The 15,474-nt window shown below is 55.5% G+C and carries 14 protein-coding genes; 4 read left to right on the top strand and 10 right to left on the bottom strand.

Features of this window, described 5'->3' with window-relative positions; genetic code table 11:
* Nucleotides 1–99: 99 nt before the first annotated feature.
* Nucleotides 100–777, bottom strand: coding sequence for a potassium channel family protein (locus tag HLG82_RS10085; protein ID WP_197551146.1), 678 nt, complete (start codon nucleotides 775–777; stop codon nucleotides 100–102).
* Nucleotides 770–2,110, bottom strand: a complete 1,341-nt coding sequence (locus HLG82_RS10080; protein ID WP_216858942.1) for a TrkH family potassium uptake protein — start codon at nucleotides 2,108–2,110, stop codon at nucleotides 770–772. The genes HLG82_RS10085 and HLG82_RS10080 overlap by 8 nt, the downstream gene beginning before the upstream one ends.
* 182 nt (nucleotides 2,111–2,292) lie before the next feature.
* Here HLG82_RS10080 and HLG82_RS10075 point away from each other — a divergent pair, with 182 nt between their 5' ends.
* Both HLG82_RS10075 and HLG82_RS10070 read left to right on the top strand, forming a co-directional pair.
* Nucleotides 2,293–4,365, top strand: a complete 2,073-nt coding sequence (locus HLG82_RS10075) for a choice-of-anchor M domain-containing protein (RefSeq protein WP_193326692.1) — start codon at nucleotides 2,293–2,295, stop codon at nucleotides 4,363–4,365.
* Nucleotides 4,366–4,915: 550 nt separating this feature from the next.
* A complete protein-coding gene (locus HLG82_RS10070) occupies nucleotides 4,916–6,235 on the top strand; it encodes a DUF1444 domain-containing protein (RefSeq protein WP_193326691.1) in 1,320 nt (439 codons plus the stop codon).
* A 45-nt stretch (nucleotides 6,236–6,280) separates the two neighbouring features.
* Here the strand turns inward: HLG82_RS10070 and HLG82_RS10065 are convergent, their stop codons facing one another.
* The 5 genes from HLG82_RS10065 to HLG82_RS10045 all read right to left on the bottom strand — a co-directional run bounded on the left by HLG82_RS10065 (nucleotide 6,281) and on the right by HLG82_RS10045 (nucleotide 10,230).
* Nucleotides 6,281–6,700 (bottom strand): DUF2871 domain-containing protein, encoded by a 420-nt coding sequence (locus tag HLG82_RS10065; protein WP_193326690.1) that lies wholly within the window; start codon nucleotides 6,698–6,700, stop codon nucleotides 6,281–6,283.
* Nucleotides 6,701–6,802: 102 nt separating this feature from the next.
* Nucleotides 6,803–7,999, bottom strand: a complete 1,197-nt coding sequence (locus HLG82_RS10060; RefSeq protein WP_193326689.1) for an ABC transporter permease — start codon at nucleotides 7,997–7,999, stop codon at nucleotides 6,803–6,805.
* Nucleotides 7,992–8,690: an ABC transporter ATP-binding protein gene (locus HLG82_RS10055; protein ID WP_193326688.1), complete on the bottom strand. Its 699-nt coding sequence runs from the start codon at nucleotides 8,688–8,690 to the stop codon at nucleotides 7,992–7,994. The genes HLG82_RS10060 and HLG82_RS10055 overlap by 8 nt, the downstream gene beginning before the upstream one ends.
* Nucleotides 8,690–9,697, bottom strand: a complete 1,008-nt coding sequence (locus HLG82_RS10050; protein ID WP_193326687.1) for a peptidoglycan-binding protein — start codon at nucleotides 9,695–9,697, stop codon at nucleotides 8,690–8,692. The genes HLG82_RS10055 and HLG82_RS10050 overlap by 1 nt, the downstream gene beginning before the upstream one ends.
* 44 nt (nucleotides 9,698–9,741) lie before the next feature.
* Nucleotides 9,742–10,230 carry a hypothetical protein gene (locus HLG82_RS10045; protein WP_193326686.1) on the bottom strand — a complete coding sequence of 163 codons (489 nt, stop codon included), beginning with the start codon at nucleotides 10,228–10,230 and terminating at the stop codon, nucleotides 9,742–9,744.
* Nucleotides 10,231–10,697: 467 nt separating this feature from the next.
* Here HLG82_RS10045 and HLG82_RS10040 point away from each other — a divergent pair, with 467 nt between their 5' ends.
* Nucleotides 10,698–11,360, top strand: a complete 663-nt coding sequence (locus HLG82_RS10040; protein ID WP_193326685.1) for a response regulator transcription factor — start codon at nucleotides 10,698–10,700, stop codon at nucleotides 11,358–11,360.
* Nucleotides 11,361–11,374: 14 nt separating this feature from the next.
* Entirely contained in the window at nucleotides 11,375–12,505 is a 1,131-nt protein-coding gene (locus tag HLG82_RS10035; RefSeq protein WP_193326684.1) for a sensor histidine kinase, read from the top strand.
* 23 nt (nucleotides 12,506–12,528) lie between these two features.
* On the opposite strand, the gene tgt is transcribed toward HLG82_RS10035, so the two are convergent.
* The 3 genes from tgt to HLG82_RS10020 form a co-directional block, all read right to left on the bottom strand.
* Entirely contained in the window at nucleotides 12,529–13,761 is a 1,233-nt protein-coding gene (gene tgt / locus HLG82_RS10030) for a tRNA guanosine(34) transglycosylase Tgt (RefSeq protein ID WP_193326683.1), read from the bottom strand.
* A gap of 9 nt (nucleotides 13,762–13,770) precedes the next feature.
* Nucleotides 13,771–14,472 (bottom strand): queuosine precursor transporter, encoded by a 702-nt coding sequence (locus tag HLG82_RS10025; RefSeq protein ID WP_193326682.1) that lies wholly within the window; start codon nucleotides 14,470–14,472, stop codon nucleotides 13,771–13,773.
* Between the two features lie 283 nt (nucleotides 14,473–14,755).
* Complete coding sequence (locus HLG82_RS10020; protein WP_246462310.1) at nucleotides 14,756–15,415, bottom strand: deoxynucleoside kinase; 660 nt, start codon at nucleotides 15,413–15,415, stop codon at nucleotides 14,756–14,758.
* Nucleotides 15,416–15,474: the final 59 nt, after the last annotated feature.

Below are 15,474 nucleotides of genomic sequence, written 5' to 3'. Positions count from 1 at the left end.
GCGAGGGATTCCCCTTCATGCTAGCCCAGTTTCACACCCACGACGCCGTCCGTGCACGTTTCGTCCTACCTTCCGTTTTCGTTACGTGCGGCATCGTATCTAGCTTCGCTCGGTCTCACGATCGAGCCGGCTGGTCGGACCTGCGATGATGATGAGATCGCCCGATTCGAGGGTGTCCGTATCGCGCGCGACCCGGAAATTGCCGTCCCCGCGCTGGACGGCAATGATCTCCAGCCCGGGGCGCTTGGAGTTGACCTCGCCGACGGTCTTGCCAAGGAGACGCGCGGGCGGCGTCGCGGCCGCGACAGCGAAACCATGGGTAAATTCGAGGTAGTCCTCCACGTGGTTCCGGATCAGGTGTGCCACACGCTTACCCATGTCGGTTTCCGGGCGGACGATATGGTGAACGCCGATCTGTTGCAAGATGGTTGCATGGGAGTCCTTCGAGGCCTTCGCCCACACGTCGGGCACCCCCATAGCAATAACCGCCGACGCAGCAAGTACCGAGGCTTCCACCTTGGTGCCGATCGCGATCACGACGCGCGAGGCCTCTGCCACACCCAACTGGCGAAGAACCTCAGGATTGGTGGCGTCTGCCTGCACGATGTGATCGAATTCGGTGGCGTATTCCTGAACCACAGCCGGATCAGAATCGACGCATAGGACCTCCACACCACTGTTGGTCAATTCTACGGCGAGCGCTCGGCCGAAGCGGCCAAGTCCCAAGATGACTACCGCGCCGTCGTCGATATTGCGGTGGGCAAAAATGTTAGCCAATAGCGGGCCTTTCTTCGGGGTACTCATACAGGCGGGTGGTTACGCGCCCGGCCAAGGTGGTGGCAAGAGCGAGCGGTCCCACACGCCCAGCGAACATGAGGACGATGAGAATAAATTGTGCATCGCGCGGCAGGCCGGCGGTGATGCCTGTGGATAAACCAACCGTACCGAAAGCAGAGGTGGTTTCGAAGAGAATTTGGTCGGAAGTGAATTGGGGAGCCATCCCGAGGATGAGGAAGGTAGAGCCAAGAACGAGGATGACGGCCGCGGCCGTGACCGAAAGCGCCTGGCGAACCACTCGGCGGTTGATCGAACGCCCGTGAGCGGTGGCCGTTCGGCGGCCCTTGATTTCCGCCCCGATCGCCGCGAGGAGCACGGCAACTGTGGTGATCTTGATTCCTCCTGCGGTGCCCCCCGAACCGCCGCCAATGAACATGAGGAAGTCGGTCGCCACAAGCGTCTGGGGGTGTGCGTGAGCATAGTCTATAGCGTTGAATCCCGCGGTGCGGGGGCTGATGCCTGCGAAGAAGGCGTTGAGGAGCCGGTATGGGCCGTCAAATTGCGCCAACAGGCCCTGCCATTCCGATGCCGCCACTAAGACTGTGCCGGCCACAATCAGGATCGCCGTGCCCGTCCACGTGAACCTGGCAGTAAGTGACCAACGGCGGCGAATGCGTTGCCGGGAGGTGAAGTGGCGGTAGGTCTCGAGCAAGACGGGAAAGCCCAAGCCGCCCACAATCACGCCGAAGGCCAACGGGAGAAGTATCAGCGCATCGGTAGCAAAACCAATAACGTTGTCAGAATATAGCGCGAAGCCGGCGTTGTTAAACGACGACACCGCGTGGAAGAGTCCTTCCCACGCGGAACGTTGCCAGTCATAGCCATAGGTGTAGTGGAAGCGAAGCGCGAGAGCGATAAAAATGATCGCCTCCACGACCATGGTAAAGATCAACGTCGCACGCACGATCCAACGTACGTCCCCCAAGTCAGCGCCGCGCCCTTCAGCTTGGGCGCCCAGACGGCGTCGTAAACCGAGACGGGCTCCGAGCGCGATGGAGAGCAGGCAGGTCATCGTCATGAAGCCCAAACCGCCCAGTTGGATCAGCACCATGATCACCCCCTGGCCGAAGGGTGACCAAGCGGTGGCGGTGTCAACCGTGATGAGGCCCGTCAGACACGAAGCGGAGGTCGCCGTGAAAAGGGCATCAAGGAAGGCAGCGCGGCCTGTTGCGGCTGCCCACGGGGTAGACAGAATCACCGTGCCGATCGCGATGAGGCCAAGGAAGCCGATGGCGGCGGCTGTCGCTGGACGAGGATTCCAGTTGAAAGTCACACGCACACTGTAGACCTGTGCGAGCCACAGTCATAGCCCTTAAGGTGTGAGCTTTCGCGACGCGCCCCGTTACGGTTGCCCAAATTGTGTTAGGTATACCTCACAAAAACCATTGCTCTTGAGAATCGTTATCATTATTCTTTGAGGGGCAAACACACGATCAAACCGTGAAGGATCCCAATATGAGAAAGACTTTCTCACGTTCGGCAAAGCTGGTTGCGGCAGCCCTAGCCACCTCACTGGTGGCACTGACCGCTCCCGCTCACGCCGATACCGACCGCACCGAATTCAGGGGCGGACACATTGACGCCTTCTACGTCTACAACAGGGACAACGAGACGTCCGTTGACGACGACGGCAACTACAAAACGACATTGCATCTCGATCTTATCGAAGACGTCACTGCCCATCGCGTACTACACAAGCCCGAGCACGTACGACTAGTCAGCGTCGCCAACTCTTATACTTGTTTCGACAAGAAGACGTCCGAACTATTCAAGGATGTAATCCCTAACATCACCGGCGCCTACGTCCCAGACAGTGACAAGCTTCAGGCTAAAGAGTCTCTCAATCCTGGTTACAGCCGTTACGTCTCATTCCCCGACCCCGAAGAACCAGCGTCCCCCTATGTCATCAGTGACGTAAAAATTAAGTTCTCTAATGTTGAATTCCCCGACGGTGGGAGCCTTATCCCCTACGAAATGCAGTATAACTTCGCGGAGAATACCCAAAAGCCGCGCCCTGTGCTTGAGAAAGACCAATATGCGATTCAAAACGAATCCGTGTGGTCGTTAGATAAGGCACACGAGCATGCCAAGTGGCTGATCACGAAGCCCGGCACGTACAAGTTCAGCGCCACGGCAACCGCCGAATTCCAGGGGCAGACATTCACGTCAAAGACCGAAGACTATGAATGGGTAGTCGAGCCCTCCGATCTTGAAGGCTCCTGTGACGGCGCGTCCTCCGATGACGCTCAGCCTTTGAATCCGCCTGACGCCAATGATGGGGACGACACCGGCTTAACAGATCCCGACAACGAAACCACAGCTGATCCCGACAACGAAACCACAGCTGATCCCGACAACGAAACCACCACCGATCCCGACGACGAAACCACAGCTGATCCCGACAACGAAACCACAGCTGATCCCGACAACGAAACCACCACCGACCCCGAGGATAAGGACACGTCATCTAACGGCAACTCGTCGACAGGTGGCACTAACACCAGGCCAGAAAATACGTCTTCCGATGCTGTTCAAGGGACTTTCACCCTTGACCGCGGACATGCGGACGTCTTTAACGTCGTCGCGCAGGGTAACAAGCTCGTTCTCAACCTTAAGGAGGACGTGTCCGCTCCCGATACGATTCGCAAGCCAGAAGACGTCGTTTTAAAGGTGTCAGAAAAGATGCGCCAAGAAGTGTCTGCCGAGGCTCATCCAGGAATTATCACCTCGGGTTACCTGCTTCCACAGGAACAAGAAACTGGAGAGGCCTGGCCTGGCGGAACTCTGTGGCCAGGATGGGAGACTCTACAAGTCCGGCCGAACTTCTCAAAGATCGACATCACTTTCGATGAGGTTTCTGGCCCTGGACGCGTCCAGATTTTCTCATTCAAGGGCTTCGGCAAGCTGACACCAGTGCTTGCTAACAAGTCAATCGACCTCGAGTCAGGGTCTGTTATCCCGGTACCCGAACCGACACATGTGCACACCAATTGGCTCTTCGAAAAGCCAGGCATTTACACCATGAAGGTCAAGGCTTCCGGTAAGGACCAGGAGGGTAAAACCGTCACATCTAATACCGCGACCTACACGTGGCACGTAGGTGATTTCAGCAAGGAGAAAGCCCAGTCCGCTCCGGCAGGTACCGATTCCAAGAAATCCACCGACGCCGGCAAGACGGCTGACACCAAGAAATCCACCGACGCCGGCAAGACGGCTGACACCAAGAAATCCACGGACACCGGCAAGACGGCCGACACCAAGAAATCCACGGATCCCAACGCATCGAAGACTAATCCGAACACCGTCATTAAAACGGCATCGGATTCCGATTCTGGCACCGGATCGGCACCTGAAACCTCGGATGTCAATGATGATTCTCAGCAGCCCCAGACCAAGACTACTTCCAAGACAGCGAATTTGGCCCACACGGGTTCGTTCACGATTGGTTTGATCACGCTATCCACATTCCTTTGTGTGGCGGGCGCAGCGATCATGCTCGGCCGTCGCGATAAGCACACCAACCGTTAAGGTTGACACATAGGGAGGAAACAGACTCGCTCCAGGGTCTGTTTCCTCCCTTTATTCATACGCATCCACTACTCATACGTGCACCGCGCGACGAGAACGAATCGGCGTATGTCAAGTTGGTTTGGCGCTTTGTGGTTGATTCCAGAGCACTGATTGCGAGGGCTTGGGTGTGCTCCCGGGTCCACACCCGGGCCCGCGCCCGCACCCCAAGTTCTCCCAACAGCCCCAGCAGCAGCCCCAACGCCCGCGCTGCACTAAGCTGGTCCGCACTGTATTAATCTGCAGCAGATTAATACAGCGCCAAGCACCTTAATACGGTTTCGGCAGGCCGGACCCCGTCGGCAGGCCCGCCAGGGAGCACACGGCACGAAACATGAATCAGAGCCCACCTCACCTCAGCATCTCAAAGCCCGTATACCCGCCCCCAACAACAAACCTCACACTGACCCATATTCATATTGACAAATAGGGATCTTCAATTATGTCTAGTCATACCCCAATCTCGATACGCTATTTTCATTCCGTCGCTCGACTTTGAAAGAATGACAATATGGAATTCATTGAGTGGGCACTCTTTCACGCCTCGAGGCACCCCGAATTGGAACATGCTGTTGTCACTGCCAATGATGAGTGGTTGGACATTCTTCTCAGCGACGGAAGAACTTTCCGCTTCCGCCCGGGCGCACTCATCAAGCCAGATGCTCCTCTCGATCGACGCGAGGATCTGTTAAATCGTCTTATCACAATTGGTGTCCAACAAGCACGAGAGGCGGAGACGAATGGTGCCGATCTAGGTTTAACCGATTCACCTATCCCCAACCCTGCTCATGAGAGCTCTTCGCAGGCCGTGCCCGGTTACGCTTTAGCTCATCAATCTGCCGATCAGTCCCTCATAGAAAACGCTGCAATTGTCCCAATCGTGCGGGTTGCAGATTTTTTCCTTCCTCCATCACCGCAAGCAGAATCAATGGTTTATTTACCATTGACCGACTTTCTTGCCGTCGGTATTGCCTACGATCTTCCTGATACTATCCAGCCTATTTTCTACGCAGATTTGGATGACACGGATCGTGATCTGGGGGAAATGATGGCCGAAGCCGTCACCACTTTGCGTTTCTTGACCAACGAGAATCAGCAAACTGTTGAACTGGGAATTACGACCATCGCTGGCGCCCATGTCATGACGTTCCTTCGTCCCACTAACTACGAGCTTTCGTGGTTCGCCGATCTAGATATGATCCAGCAAATCGCCGAACGCATGGGTCAAGAACGTCCTGACGAGATCCCGCTCTTCGTTCCAGCTTCACGAACGAAGCTGTTTGTTGTTTATTCCGAGGATCCACACCTTGTTGATTTCTTTAAACTTCTGCTTGCGCAACGAGATTCTCCCGACGCCGTCTACCCACTACCCCATACCGTCGCGGCTGATGGCTGGCTCGAGTGGCAGCCATTCCCTGATTCTGAGCTTGCGCAGATACTTGGTGCACTTCGCAACCACTTCCGTGAACGGATTTATGGTGCGCAAGAAAAAATGATGAAGCAGTGGCTCGGATTTGGAGAAGTGAAACCCTTTGCACCTCGTCGCCTTAGCACCGGCGAACGGGTGTCAACCACGACTTGGGATGCAAGCGACAAACACGGCAGCATCCCAATGACTGATTTCCTGACGTTTACCCGATCGGCGTCGCCACATCCGTGGGAAGAACTCACGCCGGTCAATATTACTGTGCGCACGCATGTTGCACGTGAAATATGGCCAGAAGGTTTCACACAGGATGAGACTGTTTGGCCACCGCGCTTAATTCTTGACGGCTTCCCCGATGAAGATACGCTAAACAAAATGGAGGAAGCCGCAGGGCGCCGGTTCTAGGTTCTTTGCAAATGGTTTGGGGACGCCCACAGCATCCCCAAACCATTATTCGCGCTCGGAAGCTAACTTCTTCACCGGGCCAGCGAGGCTGACGAGGAGTGACACGATTCCAACGGTCAAAAGGATGTGCCCGACGCCGGCTATACCTGCAATCGCGGGTCCACCTTCGCCGCCACCGATTTGGACAATGCCATGCCACATCATGACGCCGCCCGTAAGGATCAGCCCTGCATTATATGTCCAGCAGAAGACTCGAAACGCCCTGCTCTGTGAGATTTTCATGGTTGCTTCAAGGCCGAGCACGATCAGCATCACCATCATGCCTAAGGCCAAGAAGTGCGTATGGGTAGTGGAGAGCTGATTAACGGGGACGACCTCCATCTTCATCGTCATTGTTCGATACACGAGTCCAGAGATGAGGCCAACGGCCGCGTAAGCACAGGCGAGATACCATAGATTCTTCATATCGCTCCCTCAGAAATAATTTATGAGACACCTACACCTGTAAGTGTCTCATAAATTATCGGAATGACGTTATTCCTTCACTCTACGCGCAACACACTAAACTTACTGTAGTGCCGCCGTAGGTGAGACTTGCGCTGCCCTCATCGCAGGCATCATGCCCGCAACAGCCCCGACCGACAAGGTAACAACAAGGGCGAGCACCCCAAAAATTGGAGGAATAGTAGGCGTCCACCCGTTGAAATAGGACACCGCACCTGTGCAGATCATGCCTAACACGACCCCCGCGATTCCTCCATACGTTGACAGCAAAATCGCTTCAACCAAGAATTGTTGACGAATATGAGACTTAGTCGCACCCAGCGCGCGGCGAAGCCCAATCTCGCGACGCCGTTCGATCACAGTAATCACCATCGTATTAGCCACGCCGATACCGCCAACAAGCAGGGCGATCGCACCAACCCCAACTAGAAGCCCGGTGAAAGCCGTGTCAATTGCATATTGCGCGGCAAGAGTGTCAGACGGCCTGCTGACTCTCACCTCATGCGGAGACTGTGGATTTACGGTACCTGGAATAAGCTCGCGAACCCGCGCGACGGCGTCGTCCTTCGAACGCTCAAAGAGCAACGTGGGCGCCCCGTTAAAGCCCAGTCTTTCAATCGCGTTCGAACGTCCAACCATCACCATCGTGTTCAGTTGCGGCGCAAGTGCAGAGGGCTCCAATATCCCGATAACCGTATGAGCAATGCCTCCAACTTCTATCAGTCCTCCCGGAGAAACAACACCCAACCGTTGCGCCGCGGTTGCCCCCAACACGGTAGTCGGATACTTTTGTGTAGCGTCATTAAACCAAGAACCCCGGCGTATTTGCGTAGACGTCGTTGACAAAACATCACCATTTGCTACTGCAACAGACAGGCCATTTGTTGCACCACGCTCAATCAAACCGTTTCGATAAGCATGAACACTGGGCAGTTCGGCAGTCCAACCAACGTGTTCCACCCCATCAATCCTTGCGATACTTTGCGGAGAATTGACAGGCAAATGTGCAGGCTGACCACTAAAAGAGTCACCCGCGCTGACAGTCAACAAATTGGTACCTAGCTCGGCGAGTTTCTCCTGGATCTTCGCCTGGCTCGACAGCGAGATACCGATGACGGCGATCATCGCACCTATTCCAATCGCGACACCCAAGGCAGAAAGGCCTGCACGAAGTGGATGTGCGCGCAAGCCTTGAAAACCTAGGCGCAGAGTATCCCTCTTAAAAAGGGTCGCCGGGGGAATCTTCAGGTCTTTACTCATCGTTTTCCCCTAACGCACTGTCTGATTCAATTTCCCCGTCACGGATCCTGATCACGCGCGGGAATCCTTTGGCCACATCACGATCGTGAGTAATCACCACCACTGTCGTGCCATCTGCATGAAGACTGTTCAAGACACGAAGCACTTGCTCGCCCGAACGCGAATCTAAAGCGCCGGTTGGCTCGTCTGCAAGGAGAAGCGGAGGATTACCCGCAACTGCTCGAGCGATCGCCACACGTTGGCGTTGCCCTCCGGAGAGCTGAAGAGGGGTGTGTTGCGCACGATCTGCAAGCCCAACCCTCTCTAGCGCTACAGTGGCGCGTTCAATCCGCTCCCTACGTGGCATTCCTGTGTACAGCAAGCCATCAGCAACGTTGTTCAATGCTGTCTGAGTATCATCAAGATGATATTGCTGAAAGACAAAGCCGATCAGGTGTGCTCTTAACGCCGAAAGCTGAGCGTCACTCGCCTCGGACGCCATATGTCCTGCGATTCTAATAACACCCTCCGAAGGCCGATCAAGAGTCCCCATCATGTTCAAGAGGGTGGATTTTCCTGAACCGCTTGGCCCCGTAATGACGACCATCTCTCCTGATTGGACACTAAAGCTTGCATCACGCAAAGCGACGACCGGCGGAGACCCGTAAGCACGTGAGACGTGGGACAGCTCTATTAGCGGTTCTTTTTGCATTATTCAGCTACCACAACCTTATCTCCTTCACTGAGAGCACCCTCGCGAATCTCTACGCGAGAATCAGCAAAAACTCCCAGCTCTACTGGAACACGGACAATGTCCCCGTTTCTGACCACCTCAACCGCGTATGCGTTTCCGGGTTGCGCAAGAAGCGCACGCACCGGAACACTCAGCACATTCTCTTTAACGACACGATTGACGTGTATCCCCACGCTGACATCAAGATATTGCTCCGCAACAGACGGATCCTTCAAAGAGATCGTTACGGGAATACGGACCGACTTCACCCCCGTCTTATCCTCAGTCTCCACAGCCTGTCCCACGCGTTTAACCAGGCCTTCGACGGTTTTTCCGTCGGGAAGCTGGACATTGACGCTAGTTCCTTCAGGCAGCAAGTGTCGGCTATGAGGTTGGACCTCTGCCGTCACTTCTTTAACAGACCCGGTGCACTCAATCGTTTGCTCACTTGCTGGCTCACCGGGCACTACCTTATGTGCGGCAACCACTACATCTGAAGGGATGAACACTATGCGCCCAAGCTTAATCCTGCCGTTAACGGGCAGTCCCCGTTCCTTTTGCCATTTTGTGACAGCAGCCCGGCTATCACCATCGAAGTGTGTATCAGGCTCGCGGGTGAAATAGCCGAGCTGTTGCAGATTCTTTTCAAGTTGCATGACGTCGCGGCCATCCGACATGCCAGGTTCAAAAGCACGCCAGGCTGGTATCTCACCTCGCATAGCGACAACGGGAGCGTCATTGACTCTCATCATTTCTGAGCCAGCCTCAAGCTTCGTTCCGAGCGCGGCGATGGATGTGACGATCCCAGATAGTTGCGTCCCGTAAGCCCGTTTCTGACCTAAGCCAAGGGTGCCCTTAACCTCTACACGTTCTGAAAGATCGCCTTGATCAACAGTTGCTGTTGCTACATCAGAAGTGAACTTTTTCGTCGATTTCTCAGCTTCAAAAGTACCGCCCCGCAATGCGAGCATGGCAACAATGAGCACCAATACAGTCAACGAAGCTGCGGCAACATACACTCTTTTGCGCATCACTTGACTCCAAGGATAGAGCCTAGCCCGGCCTTCTCACCGCACCTCTTTATATCAGCGGGATTAGCATTTTCTGGCTCAAGGTCAAGCGTAATAGGACCATTTCCACTGAGCTTAGGATCGGGCATGTCGTAGCCACTTTCTCTCATGCATCTTGCATAGGTCAGCAGCTGGGATTCGAATTTGCCCTCATCAAATGATTGGCTTTGTTGTGGACCAAGGCCAAGTTTGCCCACGCACGCTTGCAAAGCTTCTTGAGTTTTGGTGTCCTGACCGCCTTTCTTTCCGGAGCCGCCAACAAGTTCAGAAAGATCGACACCGTGCTTTTCCAAACAACGCTCAAAGTCATGTTGCCACTGCTGTGAACTCATCGCAGATACTTTTGGTTCTGGCTTAGCGGGAGAAGAACAACCAACAAGAGCGAGCGCCGAAGACAGAAGAAGTCCGATTCCCACATAGGCGCGACGTGAGGTTTGGTAGAAATGCATCGACATGTCCTTTCATAACAACCTGATGCAACGCGAGCTGCATCATCCTGCAATGCTTCTATTAAACTGACGGCGCAGTTAAAAAGAGGTAAAGACTTTTCGGCTCTTCAGCACCTAGCCCTAGCGCCCGCGTACCCACACCCGCGTACCCACACCCGCGCCGCATTAAGCTGTTCCGCGCTGTAATAAGTTGCAGCAGATTAATACAGCGCCAAGCACCTTAATATGGTTTCGACAGGCTCGCCCGGGCCGACAGGCCGGGCTCTATCGGAGAGCCGGTTAAACCACCTGAGCCTCCGCACCCCAGCACTTCACAAGCGCCAAGTTCGCGCACCCAACAACAAACCTCACACAGGCCCACAATCATCTTGCAGATAGAGCTTTTACCTCCTTTCCTGATTTAGTACGCTCGGATCGACGTTCACCATAAAGCAGATGCGAGCGTGCAGTATCAATCAGGAGGCCATATGCGTGTACTCATCGTCGAAGACGAGTCATTTCTTGCCGAGGCAATCCAAGACGGTCTTGCGCTACACTCCATCTCCTCCGACATCGTTTCCCGAGGCGAAGACGCTTTAGCCGCAATCGACACCTACGGGTACGACGTCGTCCTCCTTGACCGTGACATCGTTGGCATCAGCGGAGATGAGGTATGCCGTCAGCTAAACATGCGCAATGAGCGCCCCGCCATCCTCATGGTCACAGCAGCTCGGCGAACTGACGAAAAAGTCCACGGATTCGAGCTCGGCGCAGACGACTATCTGCCAAAACCCTTCGCTTTCGAAGAGCTCGTCGCCCGCGTGCGTGCTCTAGGAAGAAGAAGCTTCAGTGTCCGCCCCACACGATACGAAGCGTGCGGGGTCAGCCTTGATCCTTTCCGCCACGAAGTGAACCGAGACGGCAGGCCAATACGGCTGAGCCGAAAAGAATTCGCCGTTTTAGAGTCATTGATGCGTGATCCCGGCCGAGTAGTAAGCGCTGAACAGCTACTCGAAGAAGCGTGGGACATGAACGCGAACCCCTTCACGCAATCAGTTAAAGTCACGATCAGTTCATTACGCCGTAAACTTGGTCAGCCGTGGGTGATACGCACAATATCCGGTGTCGGGTACGTTATTGAAGAAGATTGACCAAAAGGGCTGACATGTTCCGCAAAATTCGCCTCACCGCCCGCGCCCGTCTTGCGCTGTCATATTCAATCTTGATCATTATCTGTAGCATCATCTTGCTGGCTGCGATGACGATCTACCTCAGCTTTATCCCTAACAACATCTTTGATTTTTCGCCCGACGACGACGCCTGGCACGCAAGCCCGATCATCTATCTACATGAATCTAATGTAGAGCTGACGGTAGAAAGCGGTGCAGACCTTTTTGCGCTCTTACTTCGGTTATCTGCCATAGCCTTGCTTGTACTTACTGTTTTGAGCTCGCTTGTAGCGTGGTGGCTGGCCGGTAGAATGCTACGCCCGTTGGCGAAAGTCAGTGAAGCTGCTACGCAAGCTGCGAAGGGACATTTGGATCACCGCATCTCCTTCACCGGCCCCAAAGATGAGATTACAAACCTCATCGATTCTTTCAACACAATGCTCGACGCCATCGAAAGGTCCGCTGCAGCGCAACGAAGATTTACGGCTAATGCCTCCCACGAGTTGCGTACACCCTTGGCCACAACCCGCACGATTCTTGAAGTCGCGTTAGCAAAGAAAGGTGATGTTGACAGGACAGTGCTGGAAAAACTGGTCAAAGTCAACGAACGAAGCACCCAAACCATCGAAGCGCTCCTAGATTTAGCTCAGCTCGAGTCCGATGCTCTCGAATTGGCCCACATTGATCTTGCCGACGTCGTACACAAGGTTCTTCAAGAGGCGCAGGACGATGTCTCTTCAAGGCACCTGTCCGTCTCGTGCGATCTTCAGCCAGCGATCACCTGCGCAGATGCCCGACTCGTCTATCAACTTGTACGAAACCTCATTCACAACGCGATTCATCACAACGTCGAATCAGGAAACATCTTCATCGAAACAACAACCACTACCAGGACAGTTGGGACACACGCACATCTAACCGTGAGGAACACCGGCCTGCACCTGGACCCTTCAACCATGAACGAGCTAACCGAACCGTTTTGGACCTCCCGAGGGCGCGTCGGCCAGGAACACCGCGGCCTAGGACTGTCGATCGTCTCAGCCATCGTCGATCGTTTCGGCGCCCAACTGACACTAAAAGCACGCCACGAGGGCGGCCTCGAGGTTCGCGTAGATTTCGCCGCGTAAAGCTACCCCAGGGTTGTCCTGTTCTACTTCGCGCTGGGACCTTTCGCCCCATAGAACCGTCCGAGCGTTTCCTCCTTGAACTCCCAGTAGGTGCCATTCTCGATGGAGGCACGAATGCGGTCTACCAAGCTAACCGTGAAATGCTCGTTGTGAATCGTACATAACGTTGAGGACAGCATCTCCTTCGCCTTAAACAAGTGGTGAATATATGCTTTGGTGTAGTTACGGCACGTGTAACACTCACATCCCTCCACCAACGGGGTGAAGTCCCGCTTAAATTCGGCACGCGTAAGGTTAAATCGTCCATCAGGCGAATAAATCGCAGCATTGCGGGCTACCCGCGAAGGGTTCACGCAATCGAAGGTATCGGCACCAGACTCGATACACGCAAAGAAATCGTCAGGCTCGGAGATGCCGAGCATGTGCCGAGCGCGATCTTCCGGCAACTCCTGCGCCACCCATGACGTAATCGTGGACAGATTCTCTTTCTCCAGCGCCCCACCAATCCCGAAGCCGTCAAAACGCTGACCATCGACCTCCATGCGCCCTAAATCGCGCGCGGCTTTGCGCCGCAAATCCTCGTACTGTGCTCCCTGAATCACGCCAAAAAGCTGCTGATACGGCTTACCCTCGCGTTCATCGGTGAGTTGCTTATGCGCGGCAAGGCAACGCTTAGCCCACAGTCGTGTGCGCTCAAGCGCCTCCTCCTGATAGCTACGCGAATTCATCAGTGTGGTGAGCTCATCGAAAGCAAAAATGATGTCAGCACCCAGCTCATGCTGGATCCTCATCGAGACCTCCGGCGTGAAGCGATGTTTGGATCCGTTGATGTGCGAACGGAACCACACCCCGTCGTCGTCGACATTAGCGAGGCGCTCTTTTCCAGGCGCCACGGCGTCGTCAGCCACTTTCTTGCCCGAAAACTCATCCGACAGGACTTTCTTAAAACCCGAACCGAGGCTCATCACCTGGAAGCCACCGGAGTCGGTGTAGGTCGGCCCAGCCCAATTCATGAAGGCGCCGAGCCCGCCGGCTTCGTCAACGACGTCGGAACCCGGCTGAAGATAAAGATGATAAGCGTTCGACAGCACGGCCTGTGCCCCCAGCTCCTTGACCGAATCCATCAGGGTCGCCTTGACCGTTGCCTTCGTGCCGACGGGGATGAACGCGGGCGTGCGAATATCGCCATGCGGAGTATGAATGATGCCTGTCCGCCCAAGTGTTCCTTCGAGCCGGGTTCCGAGTGTAAAAGCCATGTTTGTAGCCTAACTGTTCACGACGCCGTAATTCGGCTCGTACTTCTTGATCAGGTTGATGACGAGGTAGGTCAGCGGAAGGAAGACCACTTCGACGGCGACCTTGTAAATGAAGCCGACGACGGTAAGGTTGAAGATGACTCCCCAACTCATGACGCCAACCCATGCGATGACACAGAAGATGAGGGTGTCAGCAAATTCTCCGACGACAGTCGAGCCGATCAGTCGCGCCCACATGTGCTTCTCACCCCAGCGGTCCTTGATGTAGGTCAGTACCTTGGCGTTGAGGAGTTGGCCGGCGAGGTAGCCGGCCAGGGAGGCTACGACGAAGCGCCACACGACGCCGAGGACCTCTTCGAAGGCAGCCTGGCTAGTGTAGTCGGGGTGGGCAGGAAGCTTGATGACCAGCCAGAATGTCAGCGAGGCCATGAAGGAGACGACGAAGCCCATGAAGATTGCCCGCTTGGCGGCTTTGAATCCGTACACTTCGGAGAGCACGTCGCCGATGATGTAGGTCAACGGGAAGAGGACGGCGCCGCCGTCGAAGGTGAGCGGGCCAACCTCGACCAATTTCGTGGCGCTGATGTTCGACAGCAGGAGGAAGGCAACAAAGAACACGACAAAGTAGTCGAAAAAGCCGCGGCGAATCGGCGCGTACTTGACGGGCGTGGTGGGGGCGGCGTCGTGTGCAGGTGCGGATGTGGCAGTCATGATGTCCTTTCGTGGGCGCACGTGCAAAGGACTGAAGTCAACGTGCGCAAGAAACCGCCGGGCACTGCCACTACCCGGGCGCGCCGCCGGCCGCGGGTGCGGGCGGGGCGGGACGTGGATCGCTCACACGTCCGCGAGACATCGTAGCATCGAGTGCGCTTTCACGACGACGTCGAACCGGTCACGTCCCCGCGCAGGGTTTGGCCGCGCCGGGTGCGCGCTGATGCTGCAACGGCCGCGGGCCTGACACCGATCGCGAGGAAAGGCCGGGTCCAGCTCGGAGTTAGGCCGACTGCAACTGGGCGTATTCGGCGAGCTTGTCGTCGACAAGTTGGAGGAGGAGACGCTGATTGTCGGGCTCGCTCAGGTCATAGAGGTCGGTGTCGAAGACGAGCACCGGCGACTCCTGGTAGCGGTTCTCCACCCAATCCCGGTAGCCTTCCCACAGGCGGCGGAAGTAGGCTAGCTGCGAGGCATCCTGCTCAAAGTCGCGCCCGCGGTTGGAAATGCGGCGGATGATCGTGTCGAAGTCGGCGTGGAGGAAGACGAACAGGTCGGGCGACTTCTTCGGGAAGACCTCCAGTTCCTCCATCATGTTGGCCAAGAGGTTCTCATACAGGGAGAATTCGAGGTCGGAGATGCGGCCCATGTCGGTGTTAACGCGGGCGAAGTACCAGTCTTCGTAGATCGAGCGGTCGAGCACGGCGTGGCGCGATTCGAGCGCCCGCTTGATGTCGGTGTAGCGCGAGTTGAGGAACGCCAACTGCAGCAGGAACGGGTATCGCTTAGCCTGTTCCTCCTCGGGGGTGGCCGTGTAGAACTTTTCGAGGATCTCATTGCCCTCGACGCTCTCCAAGTGGAGCGGCGCATCCAAGTGTTGCGAGATGAGATTCGCCGCCGTCGTCTTCCCGACGCCGATCATTCCACCAATGGCAATAAGCACGCTCAACACTCCATATTCCGGCTGGTTTTCTCCATACCACTATATCTAGGGTCGTACGG

Source organism: Trueperella pecoris (genome assembly GCF_014926385.1).
Lineage (GTDB): Bacteria > Actinomycetota > Actinomycetes > Actinomycetales > Actinomycetaceae > Trueperella > Trueperella pecoris.
The sequence above is the reverse complement of the archived record's forward strand: the minus strand, read 5'-3'. Positions and strand labels throughout refer to the sequence as shown.